This is a genomic window from Photobacterium alginatilyticum (assembly GCF_009910675.1).
Classification (GTDB): domain Bacteria; phylum Pseudomonadota; class Gammaproteobacteria; order Enterobacterales; family Vibrionaceae; genus Photobacterium; species Photobacterium alginatilyticum.
The window spans coordinates 117,204-143,052 of record NZ_RSEJ01000008.1; the positions used below are offsets into that span (position 1 = coordinate 117,204).

Consider the following 25,849-nt stretch of genomic DNA (forward strand, 5'->3'; position numbering starts at 1 on the left):
TCGCTTCCTTTTATCAGTTAGCATTATTCTATCAGAGGCGATCAAAAAAGCTGCATCACTGCAGCTTTTTCAATATTCTAACTAGCGGCTAGCTAATATAGATCTTGCGAGCCGTATTCCGACTCCTCGAGCCACACAGGCTTGGTACTGGTTTTAACCCAATACCGATGCAGGTAGCTATAGAAACGAGAGCGTTTATCGATCGACAAGAAGATCATAACAGGGAAGCTAATGACGCCGACAAGCACGACAAACACCCGGCGAAAAAAGATGCGGATCTTAGAAAATGACTTGTACATAAGGGCCTCAACAACTGGTCTAACCTGTATAAACAATAATCTAAATATTATTGTCGCACTGCATCACAACGCACATTTTTCGACCAAATTTTTCAATTGACGAGTAAACTAAGTCCCAATATGTCAAATGCTTACAGTAAATTAACAAGCGGAGAACAATTTAGAAACGACATCAATGCGGTGCTTACCTGCCCGTCGCTCACCTGTGGCCCAGCATCAGTTGCTAGTAAGAGCTGGCTCTCTGCCTTTCGGGCTGAGGCAGAAATTCCTGAGCACGCCGAGTATCAGGGAAACCGGCGACTCGGCTTCTATTACCAATGGCTATGGCAGCAGCTGATTGAAGCTCATCCTCACTACCGATTAGTGGCAGAAGAAGTTCAGCTCACGTGGAACAAGCAAACTCTCGGTGCCGTCGATTTTCTGGTCATGAACACCGTCACAAACCAGCTCGAACACTGGGAAGTTGCCATCAAGTTCTACCTTGCCTATCAAGACAGCTGGCCTGGTCCGAATGCCAATGACAACCTCGATAAAAAAACGGCTCGCATGCTGGAGCACCAGTTAGCACTCTGTGATCATCCCGCCTTTAGACAGCAGCTTGCTCCCCAGTTCGGTCAACCCGCTATCAAGCGCCTGATTATGCAAGGTCGGCTGTTTTATCCTCACGACAAAAATACAACAGGCTCAAGTATTGCCATCAACCCGCATGCCCTGGTGGGCACCTGGTGTTATCAGTCACAGGCACCAGGCTTACAACTGAAACAACTGAGCAAGACGCAGTGGATCAGCCCTCCCTGTTACCAGGAGCTCAATATGTATCTTGATACCAATGAGCTATCGATCCCGACACAAGCTGTCGGCCCTGATGATCAAGTCTGGTTCGTAGTGCCCGATCACTGGCCGACGCATAACAGAGACCGTTAATGGCTGTTTACAGGCATAAAAAAACGCCCTCGAAAGGGCGTTTTTATCCGCTAGATAATCTTACAGACCAGCGTCGGCAAATACCTTACTGACAATTTCCTGCGCTTCTTGCTCAATAAGGGCTAAGTGCTCCTTACCTTTGAAGCTTTCGCAGTAAATCTTGTAGATATCTTCGGTGCCTGATGGACGCGCAGCAAACCAACCATTCTCGGTGGTCACTTTCAGGCCGCCAATTGCCGCACCATTACCTGGCGCATGCGTCAGACGGGCTGTGATTGCATCACCAGCCAGAGTCTCTGCAGCCACCATTTCAGGAGACAACTTGCTCAGTACTGCTTTCTGCTCACCGTTGGCGACAGCCTGAAGACGGTTGTATTGCGAAGCGCCGTGCTTGTCAGCCAGTTCTTCGTAGTACTGCTGCGGGTTCTTACCGGTAACAGCCGTGATTTCAGCCGCCAGCAGACATAGCAGAATACCATCTTTGTCGGTAGACCAAGGCGTACCGTCCATGCGCAAGAAAGATGCCCCAGCACTTTCCTCACCACCGAAACCTAGCTCACCTGAATACAGGCCATCAACGAACCATTTGAAACCAACCGGTACTTCACACAGCTCACGGCCCAGATCAGCCACAACACGGTCAATCAGCGCACTGGATACCAGTGTTTTACCAACGGCCACTTCCTGGCTCCAGTCCGGACGGTGACGGTAAAGGTAGTCAATACACACTGCAAGGAAGTGGTTAGGGTTCATCAGGCCGGCAGGCGTAACGATACCATGGCGGTCATAGTCAGGGTCGTTACCGAAAGCCAGATCGTAGTTGTCTTTGTGTGCCAGCAGGCCAGCCATCGCATAAGGCGACGAGCAGTCCATACGGACCACACCATCTTTATCCAGCGACATAAAGCGGAAAGACGGGTCGATAGACTCGTCGACCAGCGTCAGATCCAACCCGTAGTGACTGGCAATCTGGCGCCAGTATTCAATGCCAGAACCACCGAGTGGATCAACACCGATTTTAAGGTTAGCTTTCTGGATTGCAGCCATATCGATAACGTTGACCAAGTCATCAACATACGGTGCAACCAGCTCTTGCTCGACCACCAGCTCACTGGCAAATGCCTGCTCAATCGACACACGCTTCACATCGACCATGCCATTGGCAATGATCTCGTTGGCACGCTTTTCGATCGCGGTAGTCAGTTCACCTTCGGCAGGACCACCATGGACAGGGTTGTACTTGATACCACCGTCCTGAGGCGGGTTGTGAGACGGGGTGATCACAATGCCATCAGCTTTGTCAGCATTGGCTTTGTTATGACACAAAATAGCGTGAGAGACACCCGGAGTCGGGGTATAGCCACGCCCTTGCTGGATCACTACCTTCACATTGTTCGCAACCAGCACTTCTAGCGTAGAAGTGAACGCAGGCTCAGACAGCGCATGAGTATCCTTACCCAAAAACAGCGGACCTGTCACACCTTTAGCAGCACGTACTTCTGCAACAGCCTGAGCGATAGCCCAGATATGATGCTGGTTGAATGTACCTTTATCAGCCGTACCACGGTGACCAGAAGTACCAAAGGCAACTTTCTGCTGTGGTTCAGTAACGCTCGGCTCAATAAGAAAATAATTTGCCACTAACGCGGGAATGTTATGCATATCTTCTTGCTGAGCACGCTGCCCGGCACGAGGATGGATTGCCATTAACTTATCCTTGTAATAAAAAGGCGAAACGCCAGTTAAATTTCACCGCAAACTTTGTCGATAATATCTGCACCGAAGTTCATTTTGCCCATCAACTGCTCAACCATCTGACGTTTGCGATCAGTATTCGTATTCGTTATTACCCAGAACGGAGTCTCTGGGATTGCTTTCGGCTTAGTCGTTTTACCACTCGCCAGCAGTGTGTCTTTGCTCTCGGCAAAGTAAATGCGGGTACGACCTTTGATTGCCGCAGCTTCTGTAAAGCCTTTCGGATCGATACGATAAAGCGACGACAAGATCATCATGAAGCGACCGATGGCTTTTTCCTGGACGGCGAATTCATCTGAAATCAACAACGATCGCATCTCTTTCACGCGATCCATTTTCGTTACGTTACCCGCGTCTTTACTTACCACGATACCTTTCGGTCGAACAGGCATAACCACTTCAGGCTGCTGTTCACTCTGCTCAGGCACCATTAGCAGGCGGCGCAAAATGTCAGATGCACTCTCGCCAATATGCTGGGTTTGGCTGGCAATATAACGATATAGCTCTTCGTCTACCTCAATACTCTTCATCGTAGTGTTCATTATCGTTCCGTTTGAAAATCACCGTGAGATTATAACGTGATCCGAGGTTATACTCTACGGTAAAGCGTTATCAACAAGAGAAAATAGTCAGTGAATCTTCATTACCAAGTGGACGGACAAGGTGAGGCGATCATTTTGATCCACGGCCTTTTCGGCAGTGCCGACAATCTGGGATTGCTTGCCAGATCTTTGAAAGATAAATATAAAGTGATCAGCATCGATCTTCGGAACCATGGCCGCTCCCCCCATTCAGATACATTTACCTACCGCGAAATGGCTGCCGACGTCCTGAAGGTCATCGACCTATGTGATATAGAGCGGTTCTCGCTCATTGGCCATTCCATGGGCGGAAAAGTTGCCATGGCAATGACCGAGCTGGCTGCCCCCCGTTTCAACCATTTAATCGTCCTGGATATGGCGCCGGTCCATTACCGCGTACACCGCCACCAAAATGTCTTTGCCGGCCTGCGGGAAGTCGCCAGGCACACCGTTGGTAAACGCAGCGAAGCAGAGACGCACCTGGCTAAACATGTGCTCGAACCGGGCGTACGGCAGTTTTTGCTCAAGTCGTTTGCCAAAACAGACAGCGGCTATCACTGGCGCTTCAATGTCGAGGGCCTGATCGCCAATTACGATACCATTATGGGGTGGCAGGAAGTGTCTGAATTTCGAGGTAAGACCTTGTTCGTCAAGGGCCAGAATTCGGAATATATCCTGCCGGAGCACAGAGAATCTATTGCGCGCCAGTTTCCTTCGGCCAAGGCCCACATGGTGGCAAATACCGGACACTGGCTGCATGCCGAGAAACCTGAGACGGTAAACCGTATTATTCTGAACTTCTTACAGTCGGCTTAGGGCGAATCAAGCGCCCCTATACCGTTAACAGGCACCTATTGTCTGTGTTATAGTGCGCGCCTAGCTCGGCTTCAACTGCTGTAAGGAGACAGAAATGTTATATGAGCACATGGAACTGCTTGAATCAATTGGGCTGGACTTGTTGTTCGCCGCAATATTTTTCTTTATCGGCATGGCCATAAAGGATGTACTGAAGCAGGGTAATGTGCCACCATTTGGCCGAAAAATTGTCTGGCTTGTCCTGTTTCTGGGCTGCGCCGGGTTTATCACCAAGGGCCTGATCCAGATTAGCTGGGAAGGCGCAGGCATTGGTTAACATTTATAGCTAAATTCAGCAACTGTCGAGCGCGCAACAAAGCCGAACCATGAAATAGAACATGCTCAGGCAACAGAGCTAGTGATGATCAACCGCAATATCGAACATTCAAGTGATGAACTTCATCGTTCGGACAGATGATCATTAACATTCAGGGCCAGCGCCCTGATAAGATTTATGTATATCGTTATCATCAAGGATAACGGTCAACAACTAATATACGGGTAATCTCTACTATGGCGAGTGTAGGACTCTTCTTTGGTAGCGACACAGGTAATACAGAAGCTGTCGCTAAAATGATCCAGAAGCAACTGGGCAAAAAACTGGTTGAAGTAAAAGATATCGCTAAAAGCAGCAAAGAAGATATCGACAACTTTGATCTGCTACTGTTAGGTATCCCTACCTGGTACTACGGCGAAGCGCAGTGTGACTGGGATGACTTCTTCCCTGAGCTAGAAGGTATCGACTTCTCGACTAAGCTTGTTGCTATTTTCGGTTGTGGTGACCAAGAAGATTACGCAGAGTACTTCTGTGACGCTATGGGCACGGTTCGCGAAATCGTAGAAGGCCGCGGCGCAACTATCGTTGGCCACTTCCCGACAGAAGGCTTTGAGTTTGAAGCGTCAAAAGCACTTGTTGACGACAACCACTTCGTTGGCCTTTGCATCGATGAAGATCGCCAGCCGGAACTGACTGACGAGCGTGTAGAGAAGTGGGTAAACCAAATCTACGACGAAATGTGTCTGGCTGAACTGGCCGACTAATCGTCACAGTTACGCCCAATAAACGCGCCCTCTGGCGCGTTTTTTATTTCTGTAATCGCAATCAGATCTGCATACCTCAACATAGCTTACATACCCTAACCGCATATAAACAACGGCGCATATAAGAGCTTAATTCATGAGAAGATTTCACGGCGGTATTGAGTACGATTAGCATTTTTATTCCACTACGTTAACTTCAGACAAGTTCTGAAATAACAGCAGTATTGGGAAATATATGATATTCCGAACCTCATTCCCCAGAGTAGCCGCCACTTCTTTAGGGGCGATGCTATACTAGCCAGCCGGAAAATCATTATCATCCTCGGCCAACCCCAACTACTAGCACGAAGAGTACACCTACATTTTTGTAACAAGCCTGCAAAGTAAAGAAAAGTTACATATCAGGTAGATTCATCGCTTTTTAAGGTTTATTGTTACCTTGTCGTCACTTATAATAAATAGATATGAGAAAGACTACCGCTTCATGTTGTTGCGGCTAGCCAATAGGAAACTCGGATGTCAGATAATAATCACGCACTTAAACAAGCAGGCTTAAAAGTTACGCTTCCGCGTCTTAAAATTCTGGAAGTATTGCAGCAGCCTGATTGCCAACACATTAGTGCTGAAGACTTATACAAGAAACTAATCGATATTGGTGAAGAGATTGGCCTGGCAACGGTTTACCGCGTACTGAACCAATTTGATGATGCTGGTATTGTGACTCGCCACCACTTCGAAGGTGGTAAATCAGTATTTGAACTGGCCACTCAGCACCATCATGACCACCTGGTTTGTCTTGATTGTGGAAAGGTTATTGAGTTTTCTGACCAAGTTATCGAACAGCGTCAGAAAGAGATTGCTTCCAGCTTCAACGTTCGCCTGACTAACCACAGCCTGTACCTCTATGGTCACTGCATGGAAGGTGACTGTAACGAAAACCCAGAGCTGCACGATCAAAAATAATTAATGCCCTAAGCCTTCACTGCGATATATAAACTATGACAGATGGCGGCTTAGACGCTCGACACTAAATCAAAAAACCAGCCAAGCGGCTGGTTTTTTTATGGGATCAAAAAGCCAGCCTTAGCTGGCTTTGCTGTTAATCGCCAATCTTGGCCCAAGTATCACGCAGGCCAACCGTGCGGTTAAACACCAGTTTCTCTTTAGATGACTCTTTGCTATCGGCACAGAAATAACCCATACGCTCAAACTGGAACGCTTTCTCCGCTTCAGCATCAGCCAACGACGGCTCTACGACACCTTGCTTAATGGTCAGTGATTCCGGGTTGATCACAGAGACAAAGTCATCAGCAGCGCCAGGGTTCGGTACCGTGAACAAACGATCGTACAGACGAATTTCAGCAGGGATACCCGCTTCCGCTGATACCCAGTGGATCACACCCTTCACCTTGCGGCCATCTGTTGGGTTCTGACCCAGCGTTTCGTTATCGTAAGTACAGAAGATGGTAGTGATATTACCTTCTTCGTCTTTCTCGATACGTTCAGCCTTGATCACATAGGCACCGCGCAGACGCACTTCTTTACCCAGCACCAGACGCTTGTACTTCTTGTTTGCTTCTTCACGGAAGTCTTCACGCTCGATATACAGCTCACGAGTGAAAGGTACTTCGCGGGTTCCCATCTCAGGCTTATTCGGATGGTTCGCTACATTCAAGATTTCCGCTTCACCGTCAAAGTTTTCGATAACAACTTTAACTGGATCCAGAACGGCCATTGCACGAGGTGCATTTTCGTTTAGATCATCACGGATACAAGATTCCAGTGAGCCCATCTCGATGGTGTTGTCTTGCTTAGTTACACCAATGCGCTTACAAAACTCGCGGATAGAGGCAGAAGTAAAGCCACGACGACGCAGGCCAGAGATAGTCGGCATACGCGGATCATCCCAACCAGAAACCAGATTATCGGTTACCAGCTGGTTTAGCTTACGCTTGGACATAACCGTGTACTCAAGGTTCAGGCGGCTGAACTCATACTGACGCGGCTGGCAGTCAATCGTAATGTTATCCAGTACCCAGTCGTACAGACGGCGGTTATCCATAAACTCCAGGGTACAGATAGAGTGCGTAATACCTTCCAGCGCATCAGAGATACAGTGCGTGAAATCGTACATCGGATAGATGCACCACTTGTCGCCAGTCTGGTGGTGAGTGGCGAAACGCACACGGTAGATAACCGGATCACGCATCACCATAAACGGTGACGCCATGTCTATCTTGGCGCGAAGGCACATCTTGCCCTCTTCCACTTCGCCATTTTTCATTTTATCGAACAGCGCCAGGTTTTCTTCAACGCTGCGATCACGGTATGGGCTGTGTTTACCCGGCTCAGTCAATGTGCCGCGGTATTCACGCATTTGCTCTGGACTTAGCTCATCAATATACGCTAAGCCTTTATTAATCAATTCAATAGCAAACCCGTATAGCTTGTCGAAGTAGTTTGATGAATAGCAAATCTCACCGCTCCACTCGAAGCCCAACCAGTTAACATCGTTCTTAATAGACTCAACGTATTCGATGTCTTCTTTCTCAGGGTTAGTATCGTCGAAACGTAAATTACATTGACCCTGATAGTCCTGAGCAATACCGAAGTTCAAACAAATTGATTTAGCATGACCGATGTGCAGGTAGCCGTTCGGCTCCGGCGGGAATCGGGTATGTACGCTTGTATGTTTGCCACTTGCTAAATCCGCATCAATGATCTGGCGGATAAAGTTAGTTGGACGAGCTTCAGATTCACTCATCTATTACACCTCGTGTGCTTACAGGATTTTAGAACCCTCTATGATCCATAAATATGGTGCACGACTCAACAAATAGTGTGCATTGTTTGTCGATATGTATAAAAAAACCCCGCTATCGCAGGGCAATATAAACAGATGACACCCAATTCGAGCATCAATATACCCAAGCAACCTCAAGATGCAGGGCAACCCAAGCCTAAAACTACCAGGGCAGCTTCGGAATACACTTCGGGGAAAGCGTATTCGGAAACTAGCAAGGCACAACCCGCCGAACCAGAGCGGAGCCTTGCAGTAGCGATGGCCAAGCCTCAGTGTAAGCTTGTTTTGGAAAAAAAACGGCCTCCAACAAGAGGCCGCTCTTCACGCCGTTGTCCAGTCTCCCTAACCAGGAGCCCGGCTTTAGGTCATTAAGGCAGTTTTACCGAAGAGAGATCTTCAGATACCGGGATTTTTTTCATTTCGCCAGCAACGATTTCCGCCAGCGGGCCAAGGATAACCTGAATATTGTTGGTACCAAGTTTAACCACACCCATGGCACCCAGAGCCTTCAGAGTTTTCTCATCAGCCAGGCTGCTGTCTTTCAGTGTCAGGCGCAGACGCGTGATACATGCATCGATGTTCTCAAGGTTACCGTGGCCACCCAGCGCTTTCAGGTACTGTTTTGCCAGCTCACCCGTTTCTTCTGAACCCGCAACAGAGCCTTCTTCGGCATCATCGTCTTCACGACCCGGTGTTTTCAGGTTGAACTTAACAATGACAGTACGGAAGATTGCGTAGTACAGACCGAAGAATACCAAGCCTTGAACAATTAGCATGTACCAGTTAACCGCTAGCGGGTTACGCGTAGACAGCACCATATCGACCAGACCAGCCGAGAAGCCGAAGCCAGCAATCCACTGCATTGATGCCGCAATGTATACAGACAAGCCAGCCAGTGCTGCGTGAACAACGTATAGCGCAGGAGCCAGGAACATGAAGGCAAATTCTAGCGGCTCAGTTACACCAGTGAAGAATGATGCGAAACCGGCTGCAATCATGATTGAAGCAACTTTTTCTTTATTCTTCGCTTTCGACGTATGGTACATCGCAAGCGCCGCACCTGGCAGACCGAACATCATAATTGGGAAGAAGCCAGCCTGATACATACCAGTCACACCCGGCGTCGCCACACCTTCAGCAATAGATTTCGCGCCACCAAGGAAGTTAGGGATATCGTTGATACCGGCAACGTCAAACCAGAATACAGAGTTCAGTGCGTGGTGAAGGCCGACAGGAATCAATAGACGGTTAAAGAATGCATAGATACCAGCACCTATCTCACCCATACCCTGGATACCTTCACCGAAGTTCACAAGACCACCATAAACGGCTGGCCAGATGTACATCAGGATGAAAGCAATAAAGATACCGGCGAATGACGTCAGGATAGGAACCAGACGCTTGCCCGAGAAGAATGCCAGGGCTTTGTGAAGTTCTACAGCAGAGAAGCGGTTATAGATTTCAGCAGATACGATACCGACTAAGATACCGACAAATTGGTTATTGATCTTCGCGAATGCTGCAGGCACTGCGCTAGGGTCAATGCCTTGAATTTGTGCAACTGCGCCCGGAGACAGCAGCGTTGTTACGACTAAAAAGCCAACAAAACCAGAAAGTGCTGCTGCACCATCTTTATCTTTAGACATACCGTACGCAACACCAATTGCGAACAATACAGACATGTTATCAATAATAGCGGCACCAGCCTTGATCAAAAAGGCAGCCAGTGCACTGTTTGCACCCCAGCCGTTCGGATCAATCCAGTAACCAATACCCATTAATATTGCGGCGGCAGGGAGTGTGGCAACAGGTACCATCAACGCCTTACCTACTTTCTGAAAATATCCAAGAATATTCACCCTTAGTTCCCCCTATGGTTTTCTTAGATGCGATCCAGATAACTTTTTTTAGTTATCCGATTAAGTTATTTGCAGTGTAAGAGAATAATTTCGCCCCGCAAATTAAAACCTCATCAATTGTGATCTTTATCACCTGATTAACTAACAATAGAGCGATTTTGCTAGCCCGATCATAAAACTTATTTTATTATCCAAAACAAAGGTAATATGCCGCTAAGATTTAATCGTATTTTCTACTAGGAATGAGGTATCACCGTGAGACTAATCCCGCTGAATAAAGCTAAAGATGTAGGTTTGTGGTCCGCTCGCTATATCGCTGATTCTATTAACAAATTTCAGCCAACAGCCGACCGTCCTTTTGTATTAGGTTTACCAACTGGTGGTACTCCACTGGCAACATACAAGCGTTTAATCGAGCTTTATGAAGCTGGAGAAGTAAGTTTTAAGCACGTTGTTACCTTCAACATGGATGAGTATATCGGTATCTCGGCCGACCACCCTGAGTCATACCGCAGCTTCATGTACAACAATTTCTTCCAGCACATTGATATTCAAGAAGAAAATATCAATCTCCTGAATGGTAATACTGACGATCACGAAGCCGAGTGTCAGCGTTACGAGGACAAGATCAAATCTTACGGTAAAATTAATCTGTTCATGGGCGGCGTAGGCAACGACGGACATATTGCGTTCAACGAGCCGGCTTCTTCGCTGGCATCACGCACCCGTATCAAAACACTGACCGAAGACACCCGTATTGCAAACTCGCGCTTCTTTGACGGTGATATGGATCAGGTACCTAAGTACGCACTAACCATCGGCGTTGGTACGTTGCTGGATGCACGGGAAATCATGATTCTGGTTACCGGCCACAACAAGGCTCAGGCTCTTGAAGCCGCCGTTGAAGGTTCGGTTAACCACCTGTGGACGGTATCTGCCCTTCAGCTACACCCTAAATCACTGATTGTCTGTGACGAACCGTCAACACAGGAGCTGAAAGTCAAAACTGTGAAATACTTCCAGGAACTGGAAGCTGAAAACATCAAGAACCTGTAATAGGAGTTGTTCATGTACGCGCTTACCAACTGCCGTATTTTTACCGGTAGCGATGTGCTGAATAACCACGCCGTCATTATTGACGGCGTGAACATTCACGCTATTTGCCCTGCTGACGAGCTACCTCAAGATATTGAAACACTGGATCTGGACGGGGCCAACCTGACACCAGGCTTCATCGATCTGCAGCTCAACGGCTGCGGCGGCGTCATGCTAAACGATGAGATCAATGCCGATACCATCCACACCATGCACCGCGCCAACCTGAAATCAGGCTGCACCAGCTTCTTGCCGACGCTGATCACCTCGTCTGACGAAGATATGAAAGCGGTCATTGCCGCAGCCCGCGAATATCATGCCCAGTATCAAAACCACTCGCTCGGTTTGCACCTGGAAGGTCCTTACCTAAACGTGATGAAAAAAGGTATCCACAGTGTCGATCACATCCGTCGTTCCGATGACGCCATGATCCAGACCATCTGTGACAATGCCGATATCGTGGCCAAGGTAACACTGGCACCGGAACAGAACTCCCACGAGCATATCCGACAGCTGGCCGAGGCCGGTATTGTTGTTTCTGCAGGCCATACCAATGCCACCTATGTCGAGGCGCGCAAAGGCTTTGAGGCCGGTATCAGCTTTGCGACCCACCTGTTTAATGCCATGACACCGATTGCCGGCCGCGAGCCAGGCATGGTCGGAGCCATCTACGATACACCGGATGTCTACACCGGGGTGATAGCGGACGGTTTTCATGTAGATTATGCCAATATTCGTATGGCTCACAGGATGAAAGGCGAAAAACTTGTTTTGGTCACCGATGCAACTGCACCAGCAGGAGCAGACATTGATCACTTTATTTTTGTCGGTAAGAAAGTATATTACCGTGATGGCAAGTGTGTGGATGAAAATGGCACACTTGGCGGTTCGGCACTAACCATGATTGAAGCAGTTCAAAACAGTGTCGAGCATGCAGGTATCGCCCTGGACGAAGCGATTCGTATGGCAACCCTGTATCCTGCTCGTGCCATAGGTGCGGACAAGACACTGGGAGCCATCAAAAAAGGCATGGTTGCTAACCTGGCTATTTTTGATCGTGACTTCCATGTTCGGGCGACTGTTGTTAACGGTGAATACGAGCAGAACTAACTATGACAGGCGGACAAATTGGTAATGTAGATCTGGTAAAGCAGCTTAACAGTGCAGCTGTTTACAGACTCATTGACTTGCAAGGCCCTATTTCACGTATCCAGGTAGCAGACGTAAGTCAGCTGGCTCCTGCAAGCGTTACTAAAATCACCCGCCAATTGCTTGAGCGCGGCCTGATCAAAGAGGTCGCGCAGCAAGCTTCCACCGGTGGACGACGTGCCATTTCGCTGACGACAGAGTCAGCACCTTTCCATTCGATTGCGATCCGGCTTGGACGCAACTATATCGAATTGACCATTTACGATTTGAGCGGCAAGCACATAGCCAGCGCCGCTCATCAGTTTAACTACGCCAACCAGCAAGAACTGACTGACGGCCTGCTTGGCCATATCCGCCAGTTCATCGCAGACAACCAAAATATCATGCGTGAGCTGGTCGCTTTCGGTATTACCCTGCCGGGACTGATTGATCCGGAAACCGGGGTAGTCGAATATATGCCGCATATTGAAGTGGACAACTTTCCGCTCTCGGAAATTATCAGCGAGAAATTCGGCGTTTCCTGCTTTGTCGGTAACGACATCCGGGGCCTGGCGTTAGCCGAACACTATTTCGGCGCAAGTCAGGACTGCAAAGATTCAATCCTGATCAGTGTCCACCACGGTACCGGTGCCGGGATCATCGTGAACGGGCAGGTATTCCTTGGCTTTAACCGTAATGTCGGTGAGATTGGCCATATCCAGATTGATCCGCTCGGCGACAAGTGCCAGTGCGGCAACTTCGGCTGCCTGGAAACAGTGGCGGCAGATCCGGCCATCATCAAGCAGGTTCAGAACCTGCTGGCCCAAGGTTACCGTAGCAGCCTGCAGGATCTGGAGGAGGTGACTATGCCAGCCATCTGCGAAGCAGCCAATAAGGGTGACGAACTGGCCAGCCAGGCACTGATCAAGGTCGGTAATCAACTCGGCAAGGCACTGGCTATGACGATTAATTTATTCAACCCGCAAAAAATCGTGGTTGCCGGCAATATCATCCAGGCCAAAGATGTCGTTTTTCCGGCCATCCGACGCTGTGTCGAAACCCAGTCACTATCAACGTTCCATAAAGATCTGCCGATTGTAGAATCTGAGCTCTATAGCCAGCCTACCATCGGGGCTTTTTCAATGATCAAGCGGGCTATGCTAAACGGCGTGCTGCTTCAGCGACTGCTTGAAGATTAGGGCCGACAACACAGCGCCTGACTGCATGCCAATCTCATAGCACAGCAGTTTTTTCGCCACACTAAAAAGGGGCATGTACCGGACAGGTACATGCCCCTTGTGGTATATTGCGCAAAAAATTAAGCCCCTGCACCCAAACTACACTATTGCTTATGCGATAACGCTATCGGGAATACAATAAGAAAGGATAACTAGTCTCAACATGGAACTTATTTTTATCATAGCCGCCTTCCTGGCTGGCTTTATAGCCCTGAGGTGCAAGCTTCCTCCTCTGGTAGGCTTCCTTGTCGCGGGATTTGCCCTCAATAGCGCAGGCTACCAGTCAACCGAAGTCCTCAGTGTCCTGGCCGATCTCGGCGTTACCCTGCTACTGTTCTCGATTGGCCTCAAACTCGATGTCAAAACCCTGCTTGCCAAAGAGATCTGGGGAGGGGCGACACTGCATAACCTGCTGACAACCGGCCTCTTTACCCTTGCCCTACTGGCTTTGAAACAACTCGGTCTTGGAATGCTCAGCGAGCTGGATATGGTGCAGCTTGGCCTGCTTGCCTTCGCACTCTCATTTTCAAGTACCGTTTTTGCGATCAAGGCACTGCAGGAAAAAGGCGAGCTCAACTCTACCTACGGCACCCTTGCCATTGGGGTGCTGGTCATGCAGGATATTTTTGCCGTTATATTCCTGACCGTTTCGACCGGCAAGGTGCCAGAAATCACGGCGTTGGCCTTGTTTGCCCTGCCCCTATTGCGTCCGTCACTGTTTAAAATTCTCGACAAGGCCGGCCACGGGGAAATGCTGGTACTATATGGGATTTTCCTTGCCCTGGTCGCCGGTGCCGGTCTGTTCGAGGCTGTCGGCATGAAGGCCGATTTGGGCGCTCTGATCCTGGGTATGATGCTAGCCGCTCACCCCAAGGCCTCGGAGCTGTCAAAATCATTGTTCAACCTGAAAGAGCTGTTGCTTGTCTGCTTCTTCCTCAACATAGGCCTGTCAGAAGAGCCGACTCTCGACGGCTTCCTGATGGCCATTTTGCTGCTACTGCTGCTGCCGATAAAAGGCATCCTCTACTACGTCATCTTTAACCTGTTCCGCTACCGGGTCCGGACGTCACTGCTTGGTACGCTCACCTTGTTCAACTACAGCGAGTTCGGCCTCATTGTCGGCGGGCTGGCGTACAGTCTGGGAATGCTGCCGGGCAACTTTCTGGTAGCCATCGCCATTGCCGTCTCATTGTCATTCCTGATCGCGGCTCCACTCAACAGCATCGGCCACCGGTTATACAAAGATGCCTCGAAGTGGCTAAAAGAGTTTGAGCCCGACCAACTTAATTCGAGCGATAAACTGATTGACCTCGGTAACAAGAAAATCATGATTCTAGGCATGGGCCGTATTGGTTCTGGTGCCTACGATGAGCTAGTCGCACGCTATGGCGAGCAAGTCATCGGTATCGAGACCCGTGAAGACTCCGTCCAACTCCACCGAGCAGCCGGGCGCAATGTGATCCACGGCGATGCCACCGACCCCGATTTCTGGGCTCGTGTTATCTCACGCCACAACACTGAACTGATTTTGCTGGCTATGCCTCATAGTCAGGCCAACAGCTTTGCCCTGGAACAGATTCGTGAGGGTCATTACCAAGGTAAGATCGCGGCGATAGCCAAATACAGTGATGATGAAGCCCTGCTCAGCGAACTGGGGGTCGATGCGGCATTCAACATTTACAACGAGGCAGGTAGTGGGTTTGCCCGCCATGTCTGTGAGCACCTGTCGCCCGATATAAAACCACTCTAGCCCCCCAACCATTCTTCACTTTTTATAACGGCAGCCTCGGCTGCCGTTTGTTTTTTCGTTCAAAAAACCAGCCAGCAATAGATAAAATTCAGATAAAGTCTTTTTTATTAGATAATATTCACCGACAAGGCTTTTCTTCAATTGAATTGAGATTAATGGTTGCTTTATTTTACCGAATACGCAATTTTAACAATTAAGAACGGGAGACGTTAGCAGCAAGGAGTAAGAATTAAGTCTCTAGACTAGGAACTAGATACTCAATTCTTACTCCCTCCCAAACAATTATGGATAGCGACAAGCGATTTAAAAGTTGGAGTCAGAAGTATGTGTTCAGTATTCGGTATCTTAGACATCAAGAGTGATGCAGCAGCGTTGCGCGAAACCGCGTTAGAAATGTCCAAGAAAATGCGTCATCGCGGTCCTGACTGGTCAGGTATCTACTCGTCAGATAAAGCCATTCTGGTGCACGAGCGCCTGGCTATCGTTGACCTAAACAGCGGTGAGCAACCTCTGTACAACGAAGATAAAACACATGCTCTTGCGGTAAACGGTGAAATTTACAACCACAAAGAACTTCAGGCTGAGTTTGCACCCGACTACCCTTTCCAGACTGAGTCTGACTGTGAAATTATTCTGGCGCTCTACAAGGAGAAAGGCCCGGAACTGCTTGACTACCTCAACGGTATTTTTGGCTTCATCCTTTATGATGAGACGGAAGATGCTTATCTGATCGGTCGTGACCATATCGGTATTATCCCGCTGTACCACGGCTATGACGAACACGGTAACTACTATGTTGCTTCTGAAATGAAATCACTGGTACCGGTTTGTAAAACCATCAGCGAGTTTCCTCCTGGCCACTTTCTATGGAGCAAGAAAGGCGAGCCGGTGCGTTACTACAAGCGTGACTGGATGGAATTTGACACTGTTGCCGACGCAGAGACTGATAAAGTTGCACTGACTAATGCCCTAGAGAGTGCGGTTAAGCGTCAGCTAATGACAGATGTTCCATACGGTGTGCTGTTGTCAGGTGGTTTGGATTCATCTGTCATCTCCGCTATCACCAAAAAGTTCGCAGCCCGTCGTATCGAAGATGACGAGCAATCTCAAGCATGGTGGCCGACATTGCACTCCTTTGCTATCGGTCTTGAAGGTGCGCCTGATTTAAAGGCGGCAAAAGTGGTAGCAGACAGCATTGGTACCGTTCACCATGAACTGACCTATACGGTTCAGGAAGGCTTGGATGCCATTCGTGATGTGATTTACCACATTGAAACTTACGATGTCACGACAATCCGTGCTTCAACGCCAATGTACCTGATGTCACGTAAGATCCGTGCTATGGGGATCAAGATGGTGCTTTCCGGCGAAGGGGCAGATGAAGTCTTCGGTGGCTACCTTTACTTCCACAAAGCACCGAACGCAAAAGAGTTCCACGAAGAAACAGTACGTAAACTGCTGGCTCTAAACATGTTCGACTGTGCCCGTGCCAACAAGTCAATGGCTGCCTGGGGCATCGAAGCACGTGTACCGTTCCTGGACAAGGAATTCCTTGAAGTGGCAATGCGCCTGAACCCAGAAGATAAAATGTGCGGTAACGGTAAGATGGAGAAACACATCATCCGTGAATGCTTCGGTCACTACCTACCAGAATCCGTTGCATGGCGTCAGAAAGAGCAGTTCTCTGATGGTGTTGGTTATAGCTGGATTGACTCACTAAGAGAGGTTGCCGAAGCCAAGGTTACCGAGCAGCAGCTTGAAACAGCCAAGTTCCGTTTCCCGTACAACACGCCGACAACCAAAGAAGGCTATATGTACCGTGAAATCTTTGAAGAGCTGTTCCCGCTTGAAGATGCCGCGAAATGTGTACCTGGCGGCCCGTCAATCGCCTGTTCAAGTGCCAAGGCCATTGAGTGGGACGAGAGCTTCAAGAACAGTGCCGATCCATCAGGTCGTGCTGTAGCTGCCGTTCACAACGAAGCCTACGAACAAAAAGCCTAACGGTTTAGTCATAATCTAAATACTGAAACGAGAGCCATGAGCTCTCGTTTTTGTTTTTGCTCTCATTGCCTTTCTCCTCCCCTTTTCAAGGGGAGGCTGGGAGGGGTTAACTCACAAAATGCAGGCATAAAAAAACCGCCTTCCGGCGGTTTTTCTCAAAACTCGATACTAGCATCTCGAGACTGGGGATTAACGCTCCCAGTATGCCTCTTCCAGGCTGTCTTCACGCTCTGGCAAACCACGGGACAGACGTGGAGAGTGCTGTGCAAGCACTTCGTAGCTTACACGATTCGAGTACAGACAAACCTGCGAGAACGACGAGTAGGTCAGGAAGTTATGCTGGTGCTTGCTTGATTTAGGCACATTCTCTTTGTGGTAACGGTTAGCTGACATATCGTGCAGCAGGGCTGACAGTGCACCGTCACCGGCACCATTGGTATTTTTGATGCGCTCTGGGCCACCCATGTACGGTGCTATGTGAGAAAAGACCTTCAATGGCTGCTCACATTCTTTCTTCAGCATCGGGCGGCTGAACTCATAACGGTTGAACTCAGGGATATCACCCGGCAACAGCGGCAAGCTGGTTTCGCGCTTCGCATCATCTTCGGTGTAACCTGCAGTATACAAACCGACAGGGCCTGCGGTGCACAGTACCAGATCCACCCACTCCAGGGTTTTCTCAGAAGCCACAAGCGGGTCTGCTTCGCCAGTCAGTGCTTCAGCTTCATCTTCGTTCATCGCAACAACCGTCACATGGTCGCGGAGGAAATCACGCCACCACTGCGGATCGTCTTCAATAACAAACTTAGTACCCAGCGTCAGTACCACAGGTACATCATGCTTTTTCGCATACTCAATCGCACGCATAGTCGCTTCCGGCATCGGATCGCCTTCTTTACAACGCACCAGATAAGCGGTCAGTACCAAAGCAGAAGCATTTTCGAATACCGTCTCTGGAATGCTGTTCGGATCGAGCTGGTTCATTCGACCTTCGTTGATCGCAAATGTCCGCTCACCCTCTTTAGAGATCAGCGCAAAACAGCGACCGATTGGGCCATGTACAGGCTGAAGGTGGTTCATATCCATACGGCTCGAGGTATTGCAAAGATAACGGTAGGCATAGCTGCCGATTTCGATATCTTTGCTCATTACACCGAGCAATACGGATTTATCATCCGCCAGTACAGAATAGTTGTGCAGGGTATTACCGATCGTACCACCAGCAAATTCGTGACTGATCAGGTCATTTTCTTTCAGCTCTTGATACAGTGCTTCGGCCTTTTCATCGGTAATTACCAAAGAGTGGCCTTTGCTTAGCTCATAACGTTCCAGGAATGCATCGTCAACACACGCTTCGATATCTACCAGAGTCTGGTCGATACCCACTACGTGAGTGCGTGTTAGGCGCTTTTCTTGTTTGGCTTGACTCAGAAGAGGATCACGGGCATGTACGGGAAAGTAATGCTTAGATTTTCGTTGGCCTGGAAATTTCATGTCAATGAGCTGTCTGTTGGGAAAATTTTGCGAATTCTATCACAGAATATAGAACAGAAAAGAAAAAGCTCTCACAGTTTTTGAGAGCTTCAACTTTTTAAGAGGAAAGTTTTAGGTACAGTTTGTACACGGCTTTACCAGCCCTGGGTATTTTGCCTGACCAGCTGCGCCATCATTGCAATATGCGCGGGGTTATCGTTCAGGCACGGGATCAGGTTAAACTCCTTTCCGCCCGCCTCGATAAAGGTTTCCCTGCACTGCTCGGCTATCTCCTCCAGCGTCTCAAGGCAATCGACAGAGAAAGCCGGACACATCACATCCAGCCGCTTTATCCCCTTTTGGGCCAGCTCCGAGATAGTTTGTTCGGTGTAAGGCTTTAACCATTCTTCCCGGCCGAAAATGGACTGGTAGCTCATACTCATCTGCTCGCGAGGCAAACCAAGTTTTTCCGCTAGCAACGCAGTCGTACCATTACAGTGCTGCGGGTACGGATCACCGTTATCGGCGTAGCGCTTGGGAATGCCATGGTAGGAACATAACAGGTAATCCGGCTTGCCGTGACTATCCCAAAACTCTGTCACTGACTCTGCCAGCGCACCAATGTACTCGGGATGATCAAAATAGTTGTGCACAAGACGTAGTTCAGGTATTTCCGGGTGGGACTTGAGCACCTTTGCCACTTTATCGAAAACCGCAGCGGTTGTGGTTTGTGAGTACTGCGGATACAACGGCAGAACCAGTACCTTATGACAGCCTTGCTGTTTCAGGCTCTCCAAACCGCTTGCAAGCGAGGGGTTACCGTAAGTCATTCCCAACTCGACAGGCACCTGCAGGACTTCAGCCAGCTGTCGCTGCTGGCGGCGGGAATACACCATCAGGGGTGACCCCTCGTCCATCCAGACAGACTGGTATAGTTTAGCGACTTTCGGTGAGCGTATCGGCAGGATAACGCCATGAAGGATTGGGCACCATAACCAGCGAGACATATCGACAACTCGCTGATCATGCAAAAATTCAGATAAAAAGCGTTTAACGGCGGCAGGCGAAGCTTCGTCCGGCGTCCCCAGGTTAACCAGCAATACTCCGTAATTATTATTTTTTTCGCTCATACTTTCCTTCGCGTTTTAATAATGCGCTGACGGCTTAACTTTATCAGCTTTAATAAAATCATGCATATAAAAAACGGGTTAGCCCTAAAGCTAACCCGTTTATTTGATTCGAGGCGAAACGTCGATTAAGCCAGTGCTTTTTCCAGTTCAGCACTTACTGCAGCAACAGGCTGAGTACCATCAAACTTCAGGTACTTAGTGTTACCTGCTTCTGCTTCTTTGCCGTAGTAAGCAATAAGAGGCGAAGTCTGGTCGTGGTATACACCCAGGCGAGCACGTACTGTCTCTTCCTTGTCATCTTCACGGATAACAAGATCTTCACCCGTTACGTCATCTTTGCCTTCAACCTTCGGCGGGTTGTATACCGTGTGGTAAGTACGACCTGAAGCCAGGTGGGCACGACGGCCAGCCATACGCTCTACGATAACATCGTCAGAAACGTCAAACTCGATAACATAGTCAACAGCTACACCAATTTCTTTCAGGCCGTCAGCCTGAGGAATTGTGCGTGGGAAGCCGTCTAGCAGGAAGCCTTTTGCACAATCGTCTTCAGCAATACGCTCTTTAACCAGACCAAGAATGATATCGTCAGACACCAACTGTCCAGCGTCAATTACTGATTTCGCTTGCTTACCTAGCTCAGTACCAGCTTTGATCGCCGCACGTAGCATGTCACCAGTAGAGATTTGAGGAATACCAAATTTCTCCATGATGAATTGTGCCTGAGTACCTTTACCTGCACCTGGAGCGCCCAGAAGAATGATGCGCATCTTGATCCCCTTTAAATAAGATGGAGTTTTTCAAAAAACAGAAAAATACACTGATTAGCCCGCAGTCGCAAGCCCGGCACTATTGCCGAGCCTGGATTACATGCTTTATCAGAATACTATTTGAAGCTGACAATAGAATCGATAAGACCTTAGTCACATCGATACCTGTTAGCAAATTTATGCCAGCAACTTGTTAACAGCGGCCAGGAACTGAGACGGATCGTCCATCGAACCACGTTCTGCCAGCATTGCCTGACCTAGCAGCATTTCAACCCAGCGGCCAAATGCCTCTTCATCAGGTTCATCGGCCATCTTGTTGACCAGGGCGTGCTCAGGGTTCAGCTCAAGGATATATTTCACCTCAGGCGCATCGTGCCCCGCCGCTGCCAGCAGCTTAGCCATTTGCGTACCCATTTCGTTTTCATCGGTCACCACAACAGCCGGTGTATCCTGCAGCTTGAACGTGGTACGAACATCCTTCACACGATCACCAAGGTAGCTCTTCGTCCGCTCAACCACAGACTTAAACTCTTCTTCAGTTTGCTTGTGCTTCTCTTTCTCTTCCTCGTCTTCGAACTTGGACAGATCCAGATCGGCTTTGGTGATTGCCTGGAACTGCTTGCCGTCAAACTCAGGCAGGTGACCCATCAACCACTCATCGATACGATCGTGCATCAGAACAACTTCAATGCCCTTGGCACGGAATTGCTCCAGGTGCGGACTATTCTTGGCTGCGCTGAAACTGTCTGCCGTCAGGAAGTAAATCTTATCCTGACCTTCTTTCATTCGTTCAACATAATCGGCCAGCGAAACAGTCTGCTCGGCCACTTCGTTGTGCGTTGAGCTAAAGCGCAGCAGGTTAGCGACTTTCTCACGGTTGGCAAAATCTTCGGCAGGCCCTTCTTTTAGCACCTGGCCAAACTCGTTCCACAATGTCTGGTACTTCTCGGCATCATTTTTCGCCATCCGCTCCATCATCGTCAGAGCACGCTTGGTACATGCCTTGCGCAATGCCTGAGTCACCTTGTTGTCCTGCAGGATTTCACGCGATACGTTCAGCGGCAAATCATTCGAGTCGATCAGACCACGCATGAAACGCAGGTAGGAAGGCATAAACTGCTGGGCATCATCCATAATGAAGACGCGCTGAACATACAGCTTCAGGCCGTGCTTGCTGTCACGGTTATTCATATCCCACGGTGCTTTCGATGGAATATACAGCAGGCTGGTGTAGTCCTGATGACCCTCGACGCGGTTGTGACTCCACGCCAGCGGCTCGGCAAAGTCATGTGAGACATGGTTGTAGAATTCTTTATACTCTTCTTCGCTGATCTCTGACTTGTTGCGGGTCCAAAGCGCCTGGGCCTTGTTGACCTGCTCCCATTTGTTGGTTCCCGTTTCCTTGCCTTCCTCGTCACGCTCTGCGGTCTGGATAAAGACTGGAATACCAATATGGTCAGAGTATTTGCCAATGATGTCACGCAGACGATACTCGCTCAGGAACTCTTTCTCATCCTCTCGTAGGTGAAGAATGATCTCGGTACCACGGCTCGCTTTTTCGATATCTTCGACCGAATAATCGCCTTCACCGCTAGAGTGCCAGCATACAGCCTGATCGGCAGGGACACCTGCCGCACGGGTATTCACTGTCACCGAGTCGGCCACAATGAAAGATGAATAGAAACCGACACCGAACTGGCCAATCAACTGGGAATCTTTTGACTGGTCTTCGCTAAGCTTGGCAAAGAAATCTTTGGTGCCTGATTTGGCAATCGTCCCCAGATGCTCAATCACATCATCGCGGGTCATACCGATACCGTTGTCATGGATAGTCAGGGTGCCGGCATCAGCATTGAACGACAGTTTTACGCCTAGCTCAGCATCCTTCTCATATAAATCAGGCTGCGACAGGGCGCGAAAGCGTAGCTTGTCCGCCGCATCAGAGGCATTAGAAATCAACTCACGTAAAAAGATCTCTTTGTTCGAATACAATGAGTGGATCATCAGATGTAAAAGCTGCTTTACTTCCGATTGAAAGCCACGTGTTTCCTTATTTTTATGGATATTTTGCTCGCTCATTTCAACTCCGTAACTAGTCGTATTACGTAATCTATATCAATTCATTTCATAGATATGGCCAAAGTTCGGTTTTTCAACCTAAAATGCGCTTTTTATAATATTTATATTTTTTCAGCCGCCCTTTTAAAAATTTACATTCAGAAATGATTCAGGGAATTCATGCTATATAATCAGCTCAACTGTACCATTGGTGCTAAAAATGAATAAAATATCAAATAAGTATTTGATTGGTCAGAGATTCCTCTTTGACCCTTATGACAATAGCTTAATCGACCAATCTGAAAACGATGAGCTCACCCGACTCGGCAGCAATGAAAGCCGAGCATTAAGCCTGCTGATTGAAGATCCCGGTGCGATCATCACCCGTACCCGCCTGCATGACTATGTCTGGCGTGAGCAAGGCTTCGAAGTTGATGACTCCAGCCTGACCCAGGCCATCTCGACACTTCGCAAGGCGCTGAAAGACTCAACGAAATCGCCGGAGTTTATCAAGACCGTGCCTAAACGCGGCTATCAGATGATCGCCAATGTCAACGAGATGGCTGACAGCCCAGCAGTTGCCGAAGCGCCACTCGTTCACGCTGATGCTGAAGCCGTCACCTCCGTGACTGGCATGGATACGCTCGCGCAGCAAAGTGCGATTGCCGAACCGAACGCGACTCCATCGAACAAGAACAATGATACGGTAGAAAACAACAAGCCATCGAAAATTGCCATCTTGAAAGTTGTGGCAGTGATGATTGCCTGTTTCTTGCCATTGCTGGTGAATTTAAGCTTTCCGCCAAAGTCAGAGGCCTTCAAGCCGTTGCTGACTGTTAACGGCGTTCAGGTGCTGACGCCCAAAAATCACCCAGATCTGATGCAGTGGAAAACACTGATTTCGAGCTGTGTAGAGACCTATCTTGAGTACCATCAGGGGGATGAGCGACCGTTAGAAGTCATTGCCACGGGGGGGCAAAGCAACCAGTTATGGCTGAACTACATTCACGGCACCTCGGTACCGGGTGAAAACGTTACCCTGCGATTGCTTACTAGCCACGAGGATAATACCAAGCTATGTCAGTAAAAACTAAATACAGCCACTTTCCGGGTTTCTGCCGACAGTACTGGGCGTTCATCGTTTTGGCATTATCGACTTCTTTCAGCGCCTGGCTCTATTTCTCCAGCGACTACAAGCAGGAACAGTTGCTCATGTCCCGTGAGTGGCAGTCAATGTCTGTCAGCCGGATTGAAGCCATGCAACTGGAACAACTAGGAATGCTACGCCGTGTCGAGCAAAGCAGCCATGTTGTCTACCTGCCCAATAAAACCTACTCGCGCATAACCTTGCTCAAACTCTTTAGCGAAAGCGAGCAGCCACTTACCTTGCACATTTCCGAATCGGGGAGATGGGACATCAGCGGGGGCTACCTGCTTACCGAACCGCTTGAATTCAAGGACATTACCTCAGGCCAGAACAAAGACTTCCAGAGCCACCATCTGACGATTGTCAAACAGGTATTCCGAATGGATGCCCAGCAAAGCCGCCGTATTGATATCATCAATAAGAAGTCGCTATTGCTGACCAGCCTGACTTACGGTTCGAGTATTCTTTACTCGCTGTAAAGCTATATTACGGTTAGATCAAAAAGGGGGGAAGCGCTCGCTTCCCCCAACCACAATGAACATTCCTTTCAAATTACAGCTTAGAAGTACACTCTCATACCAATCGTGAATGCACTGTCATCGCTGCCGGCAACTTCTTCGTCAAAGCTCTGATCGGCATATTCTGCGTACGAGACAACGCTGTCATTTAACCAGTAGTCAGCACCAATAGTGAACTGGTTTAGCTTATCGTCCTGGGTATCGTAGTCGACATAATCGTAGACACCGTACAAACCGACACCGACAGGCAGATCGTAGCGAGCCATCGCACCGATACCGGTTCTCTCCTCGCCGGCGAAGTCATAGTCAGAGTACATTGCTGCCACCGACAACGCCTGGTAGGCATACGTGGCGTTCAGCGTCCAGGAGGTATCGTCATCACCACCATAGGTCATATCTTTCTCTGTACGCTCAGAGTAGGTATAGGTAGCCGATAAGCCAAGGCCGAAGTCAGAGGCCCAAGCCACACCCAAGGCATACGCCTGGTCGATGCCTAGCTCACCCAGATCCGGATCTGCCACACCGTTTGCATCAACTCCTTCATCACCGGTATGGTACTGCGCCATGATGCTCAGGCTGTTAACATCAACCTTGTACTGAATACCATTGGTAAGACGATCGGTCGCAAACGCATCCTCCTTGATGTTTGCGGTACCGCCATACTCCCAGGTGATATCATACTGACCGGCCAAAGTATCCTGAACTGCCGACATACGACCGATACGGAACTCGCCGAAGTCACCGCCAATCGCCACCGAGCCGAATTTCAGGAAATTATCATCATCGTTACCGTCGCCATCTTCCGGGATAATATTCATTTCATACATGACATCGCCGTTGACGTACATGTTATTGTCCAGGAAGTAAGTAACCCCCAGGCCAAGCTCCGTCCCCTCACCGGTAAACGTACTGTCCGCCCCCATATGGCCGTTATCGGTTGTTTCATAGCGTGCACGCAGGTTACCGTAGGCATTAACTGAAAGCTCATCTGTTTTATATACTTCTGCTGCCATTGCTGATGCACTAGCAACAACAGAACCAATGACTGTTGCTACAACTGTCTTTTTCATGTCCAACTCCTAATAACCTGCATACGCCCGTTTGCTATATGTCAGGTGATGGTATTTATATTTTGATCCCTTGCCTTTGCTAGCCGAGAGCTTTCTCATTACGCTTAACCGTAATAAACAGGTGCATTCGGGTAACTTCCATGGCATTTCTGCTCTGTCCGAGATGACAATATTAAATACCGAAAATCAGAGTGTTATGAAGAAAAACAGCCTTAAAAATTATTTATCTAGATGTTGTTAGAAAATAAGTTTAGGTAAAAACTAAAAGCGACTATAAATTACTGAACCAGCTAAAAATAAAACATTTAGACGTTAATTTAACCCGCTATATGCAAAAAACAAATAAACGCAATG

At 48.7% G+C, this 25,849-nt stretch carries 22 protein-coding genes; 12 read left to right on the forward strand and 10 right to left on the reverse strand.

The window, feature by feature from the left end:
- Nucleotides 1–92: 92 nt before the first annotated feature.
- Nucleotides 93–299 (reverse strand): DUF2517 family protein, encoded by a 207-nt coding sequence (locus EIZ48_RS09740; RefSeq protein ID WP_160650505.1) that lies wholly within the window; start codon nucleotides 297–299, stop codon nucleotides 93–95.
- 120 nt (nucleotides 300–419) lie between these two features.
- Between EIZ48_RS09740 and EIZ48_RS09745 the strand changes: the two genes are divergently transcribed.
- Nucleotides 420–1,223, forward strand: coding sequence for a DUF1853 family protein (locus EIZ48_RS09745; RefSeq protein WP_160650507.1), 804 nt, complete (start codon nucleotides 420–422; stop codon nucleotides 1,221–1,223).
- 60 nt (nucleotides 1,224–1,283) lie between these two features.
- On the opposite strand, the gene pgm is transcribed toward EIZ48_RS09745, so the two are convergent.
- Together pgm and seqA are read right to left on the reverse strand one after the other, a co-directional pair.
- Nucleotides 1,284–2,930, reverse strand: a complete 1,647-nt coding sequence (gene pgm, locus EIZ48_RS09750) for a phosphoglucomutase (alpha-D-glucose-1,6-bisphosphate-dependent) (RefSeq protein ID WP_160650509.1) — start codon at nucleotides 2,928–2,930, stop codon at nucleotides 1,284–1,286.
- A gap of 35 nt (nucleotides 2,931–2,965) precedes the next feature.
- Nucleotides 2,966–3,508, reverse strand: a complete 543-nt coding sequence (gene seqA, locus EIZ48_RS09755; RefSeq protein WP_075768438.1) for a replication initiation negative regulator SeqA — start codon at nucleotides 3,506–3,508, stop codon at nucleotides 2,966–2,968.
- Between the two features lie 102 nt (nucleotides 3,509–3,610).
- Here seqA and EIZ48_RS09760 point away from each other — a divergent pair, with 102 nt between their 5' ends.
- The 4 genes from EIZ48_RS09760 to fur all read left to right on the forward strand — a co-directional run bounded on the left by EIZ48_RS09760 (nucleotide 3,611) and on the right by fur (nucleotide 6,418).
- On the forward strand, nucleotides 3,611–4,375 hold the full coding sequence (locus tag EIZ48_RS09760; protein ID WP_160650511.1) for an alpha/beta fold hydrolase: 765 nt from the start codon (nucleotides 3,611–3,613) through the stop codon (nucleotides 4,373–4,375).
- A 94-nt stretch (nucleotides 4,376–4,469) separates the two neighbouring features.
- Nucleotides 4,470–4,691 (forward strand): DUF2788 domain-containing protein, encoded by a 222-nt coding sequence (locus EIZ48_RS09765; protein ID WP_075768289.1) that lies wholly within the window; start codon nucleotides 4,470–4,472, stop codon nucleotides 4,689–4,691.
- Between the two features lie 236 nt (nucleotides 4,692–4,927).
- Complete coding sequence (gene fldA, locus EIZ48_RS09770) at nucleotides 4,928–5,455, forward strand: flavodoxin FldA (RefSeq protein WP_075768288.1); 528 nt, start codon at nucleotides 4,928–4,930, stop codon at nucleotides 5,453–5,455.
- Between the two features lie 516 nt (nucleotides 5,456–5,971).
- Nucleotides 5,972–6,418: a ferric iron uptake transcriptional regulator gene (gene fur, locus EIZ48_RS09775; RefSeq protein WP_075768287.1), complete on the forward strand. Its 447-nt coding sequence runs from the start codon at nucleotides 5,972–5,974 to the stop codon at nucleotides 6,416–6,418.
- A 136-nt stretch (nucleotides 6,419–6,554) separates the two neighbouring features.
- Here the strand turns inward: fur and glnS are convergent, their stop codons facing one another.
- Complete coding sequence (gene glnS, locus EIZ48_RS09780; RefSeq protein ID WP_160650513.1) at nucleotides 6,555–8,219, reverse strand: glutamine--tRNA ligase; 1,665 nt, start codon at nucleotides 8,217–8,219, stop codon at nucleotides 6,555–6,557.
- Between the two features lie 407 nt (nucleotides 8,220–8,626).
- Nucleotides 8,627–10,117: an N-acetylglucosamine-specific PTS transporter subunit IIBC gene (gene nagE / locus EIZ48_RS09785; RefSeq protein ID WP_160650515.1), complete on the reverse strand. Its 1,491-nt coding sequence runs from the start codon at nucleotides 10,115–10,117 to the stop codon at nucleotides 8,627–8,629.
- A 255-nt stretch (nucleotides 10,118–10,372) separates the two neighbouring features.
- Between nagE and nagB the strand changes: the two genes are divergently transcribed.
- From nagB to asnB, 5 genes are all read left to right on the forward strand, one after another.
- A complete protein-coding gene (nagB, locus tag EIZ48_RS09790; protein ID WP_160650517.1) occupies nucleotides 10,373–11,173 on the forward strand; it encodes a glucosamine-6-phosphate deaminase in 801 nt (266 codons plus the stop codon).
- Nucleotides 11,174–11,185: 12 nt separating this feature from the next.
- The gene (gene nagA, locus EIZ48_RS09795; protein WP_160650519.1) at nucleotides 11,186–12,322 is read left to right on the forward strand and encodes an N-acetylglucosamine-6-phosphate deacetylase; all 1,137 of its coding nucleotides are present in this window, start codon (nucleotides 11,186–11,188) and stop codon (nucleotides 12,320–12,322) included.
- 2 nt (nucleotides 12,323–12,324) lie between these two features.
- Nucleotides 12,325–13,539 carry a DNA-binding transcriptional regulator NagC gene (gene nagC, locus EIZ48_RS09800; protein ID WP_160650520.1) on the forward strand — a complete coding sequence of 405 codons (1,215 nt, stop codon included), beginning with the start codon at nucleotides 12,325–12,327 and terminating at the stop codon, nucleotides 13,537–13,539.
- 202 nt (nucleotides 13,540–13,741) lie between these two features.
- Nucleotides 13,742–15,328, forward strand: a complete 1,587-nt coding sequence (locus tag EIZ48_RS09805) for a cation:proton antiporter domain-containing protein (RefSeq protein ID WP_160650522.1) — start codon at nucleotides 13,742–13,744, stop codon at nucleotides 15,326–15,328.
- 324 nt (nucleotides 15,329–15,652) lie between these two features.
- Entirely contained in the window at nucleotides 15,653–17,329 is a 1,677-nt protein-coding gene (asnB, locus tag EIZ48_RS09810) for an asparagine synthase B (protein WP_160650524.1), read from the forward strand.
- 189 nt (nucleotides 17,330–17,518) lie between these two features.
- Here asnB and EIZ48_RS09815 read toward each other — a convergent pair whose 3' ends face one another.
- The 4 genes from EIZ48_RS09815 to htpG all read right to left on the reverse strand — a co-directional run bounded on the left by EIZ48_RS09815 (nucleotide 17,519) and on the right by htpG (nucleotide 22,781).
- On the reverse strand, nucleotides 17,519–18,823 hold the full coding sequence (locus EIZ48_RS09815) for an inosine/guanosine kinase (RefSeq protein ID WP_160650525.1): 1,305 nt from the start codon (nucleotides 18,821–18,823) through the stop codon (nucleotides 17,519–17,521).
- Between the two features lie 134 nt (nucleotides 18,824–18,957).
- Nucleotides 18,958–19,932: a ferrochelatase gene (gene hemH / locus EIZ48_RS09820; RefSeq protein WP_160650527.1), complete on the reverse strand. Its 975-nt coding sequence runs from the start codon at nucleotides 19,930–19,932 to the stop codon at nucleotides 18,958–18,960.
- Between the two features lie 125 nt (nucleotides 19,933–20,057).
- The gene (gene adk / locus EIZ48_RS09825; RefSeq protein WP_075768277.1) at nucleotides 20,058–20,702 is read right to left on the reverse strand and encodes an adenylate kinase; all 645 of its coding nucleotides are present in this window, start codon (nucleotides 20,700–20,702) and stop codon (nucleotides 20,058–20,060) included.
- Between the two features lie 177 nt (nucleotides 20,703–20,879).
- Nucleotides 20,880–22,781 carry a molecular chaperone HtpG gene (htpG, locus tag EIZ48_RS09830; protein ID WP_160650529.1) on the reverse strand — a complete coding sequence of 634 codons (1,902 nt, stop codon included), beginning with the start codon at nucleotides 22,779–22,781 and terminating at the stop codon, nucleotides 20,880–20,882.
- A 199-nt stretch (nucleotides 22,782–22,980) separates the two neighbouring features.
- Between htpG and EIZ48_RS09835 the strand changes: the two genes are divergently transcribed.
- Nucleotides 22,981–23,847, forward strand: a complete 867-nt coding sequence (locus EIZ48_RS09835) for a winged helix-turn-helix domain-containing protein (RefSeq protein WP_160650531.1) — start codon at nucleotides 22,981–22,983, stop codon at nucleotides 23,845–23,847.
- Entirely contained in the window at nucleotides 23,838–24,386 is a 549-nt protein-coding gene (locus EIZ48_RS09840; protein ID WP_160650533.1) for a regulatory protein ToxS, read from the forward strand. Before EIZ48_RS09835 ends, EIZ48_RS09840 begins: the two co-directional genes overlap by 10 nt.
- Before the next feature lie 80 nt (nucleotides 24,387–24,466).
- Here the strand turns inward: EIZ48_RS09840 and EIZ48_RS09845 are convergent, their stop codons facing one another.
- Nucleotides 24,467–25,495 (reverse strand): porin, encoded by a 1,029-nt coding sequence (locus EIZ48_RS09845; RefSeq protein WP_160650535.1) that lies wholly within the window; start codon nucleotides 25,493–25,495, stop codon nucleotides 24,467–24,469.
- Nucleotides 25,496–25,849: the final 354 nt, after the last annotated feature.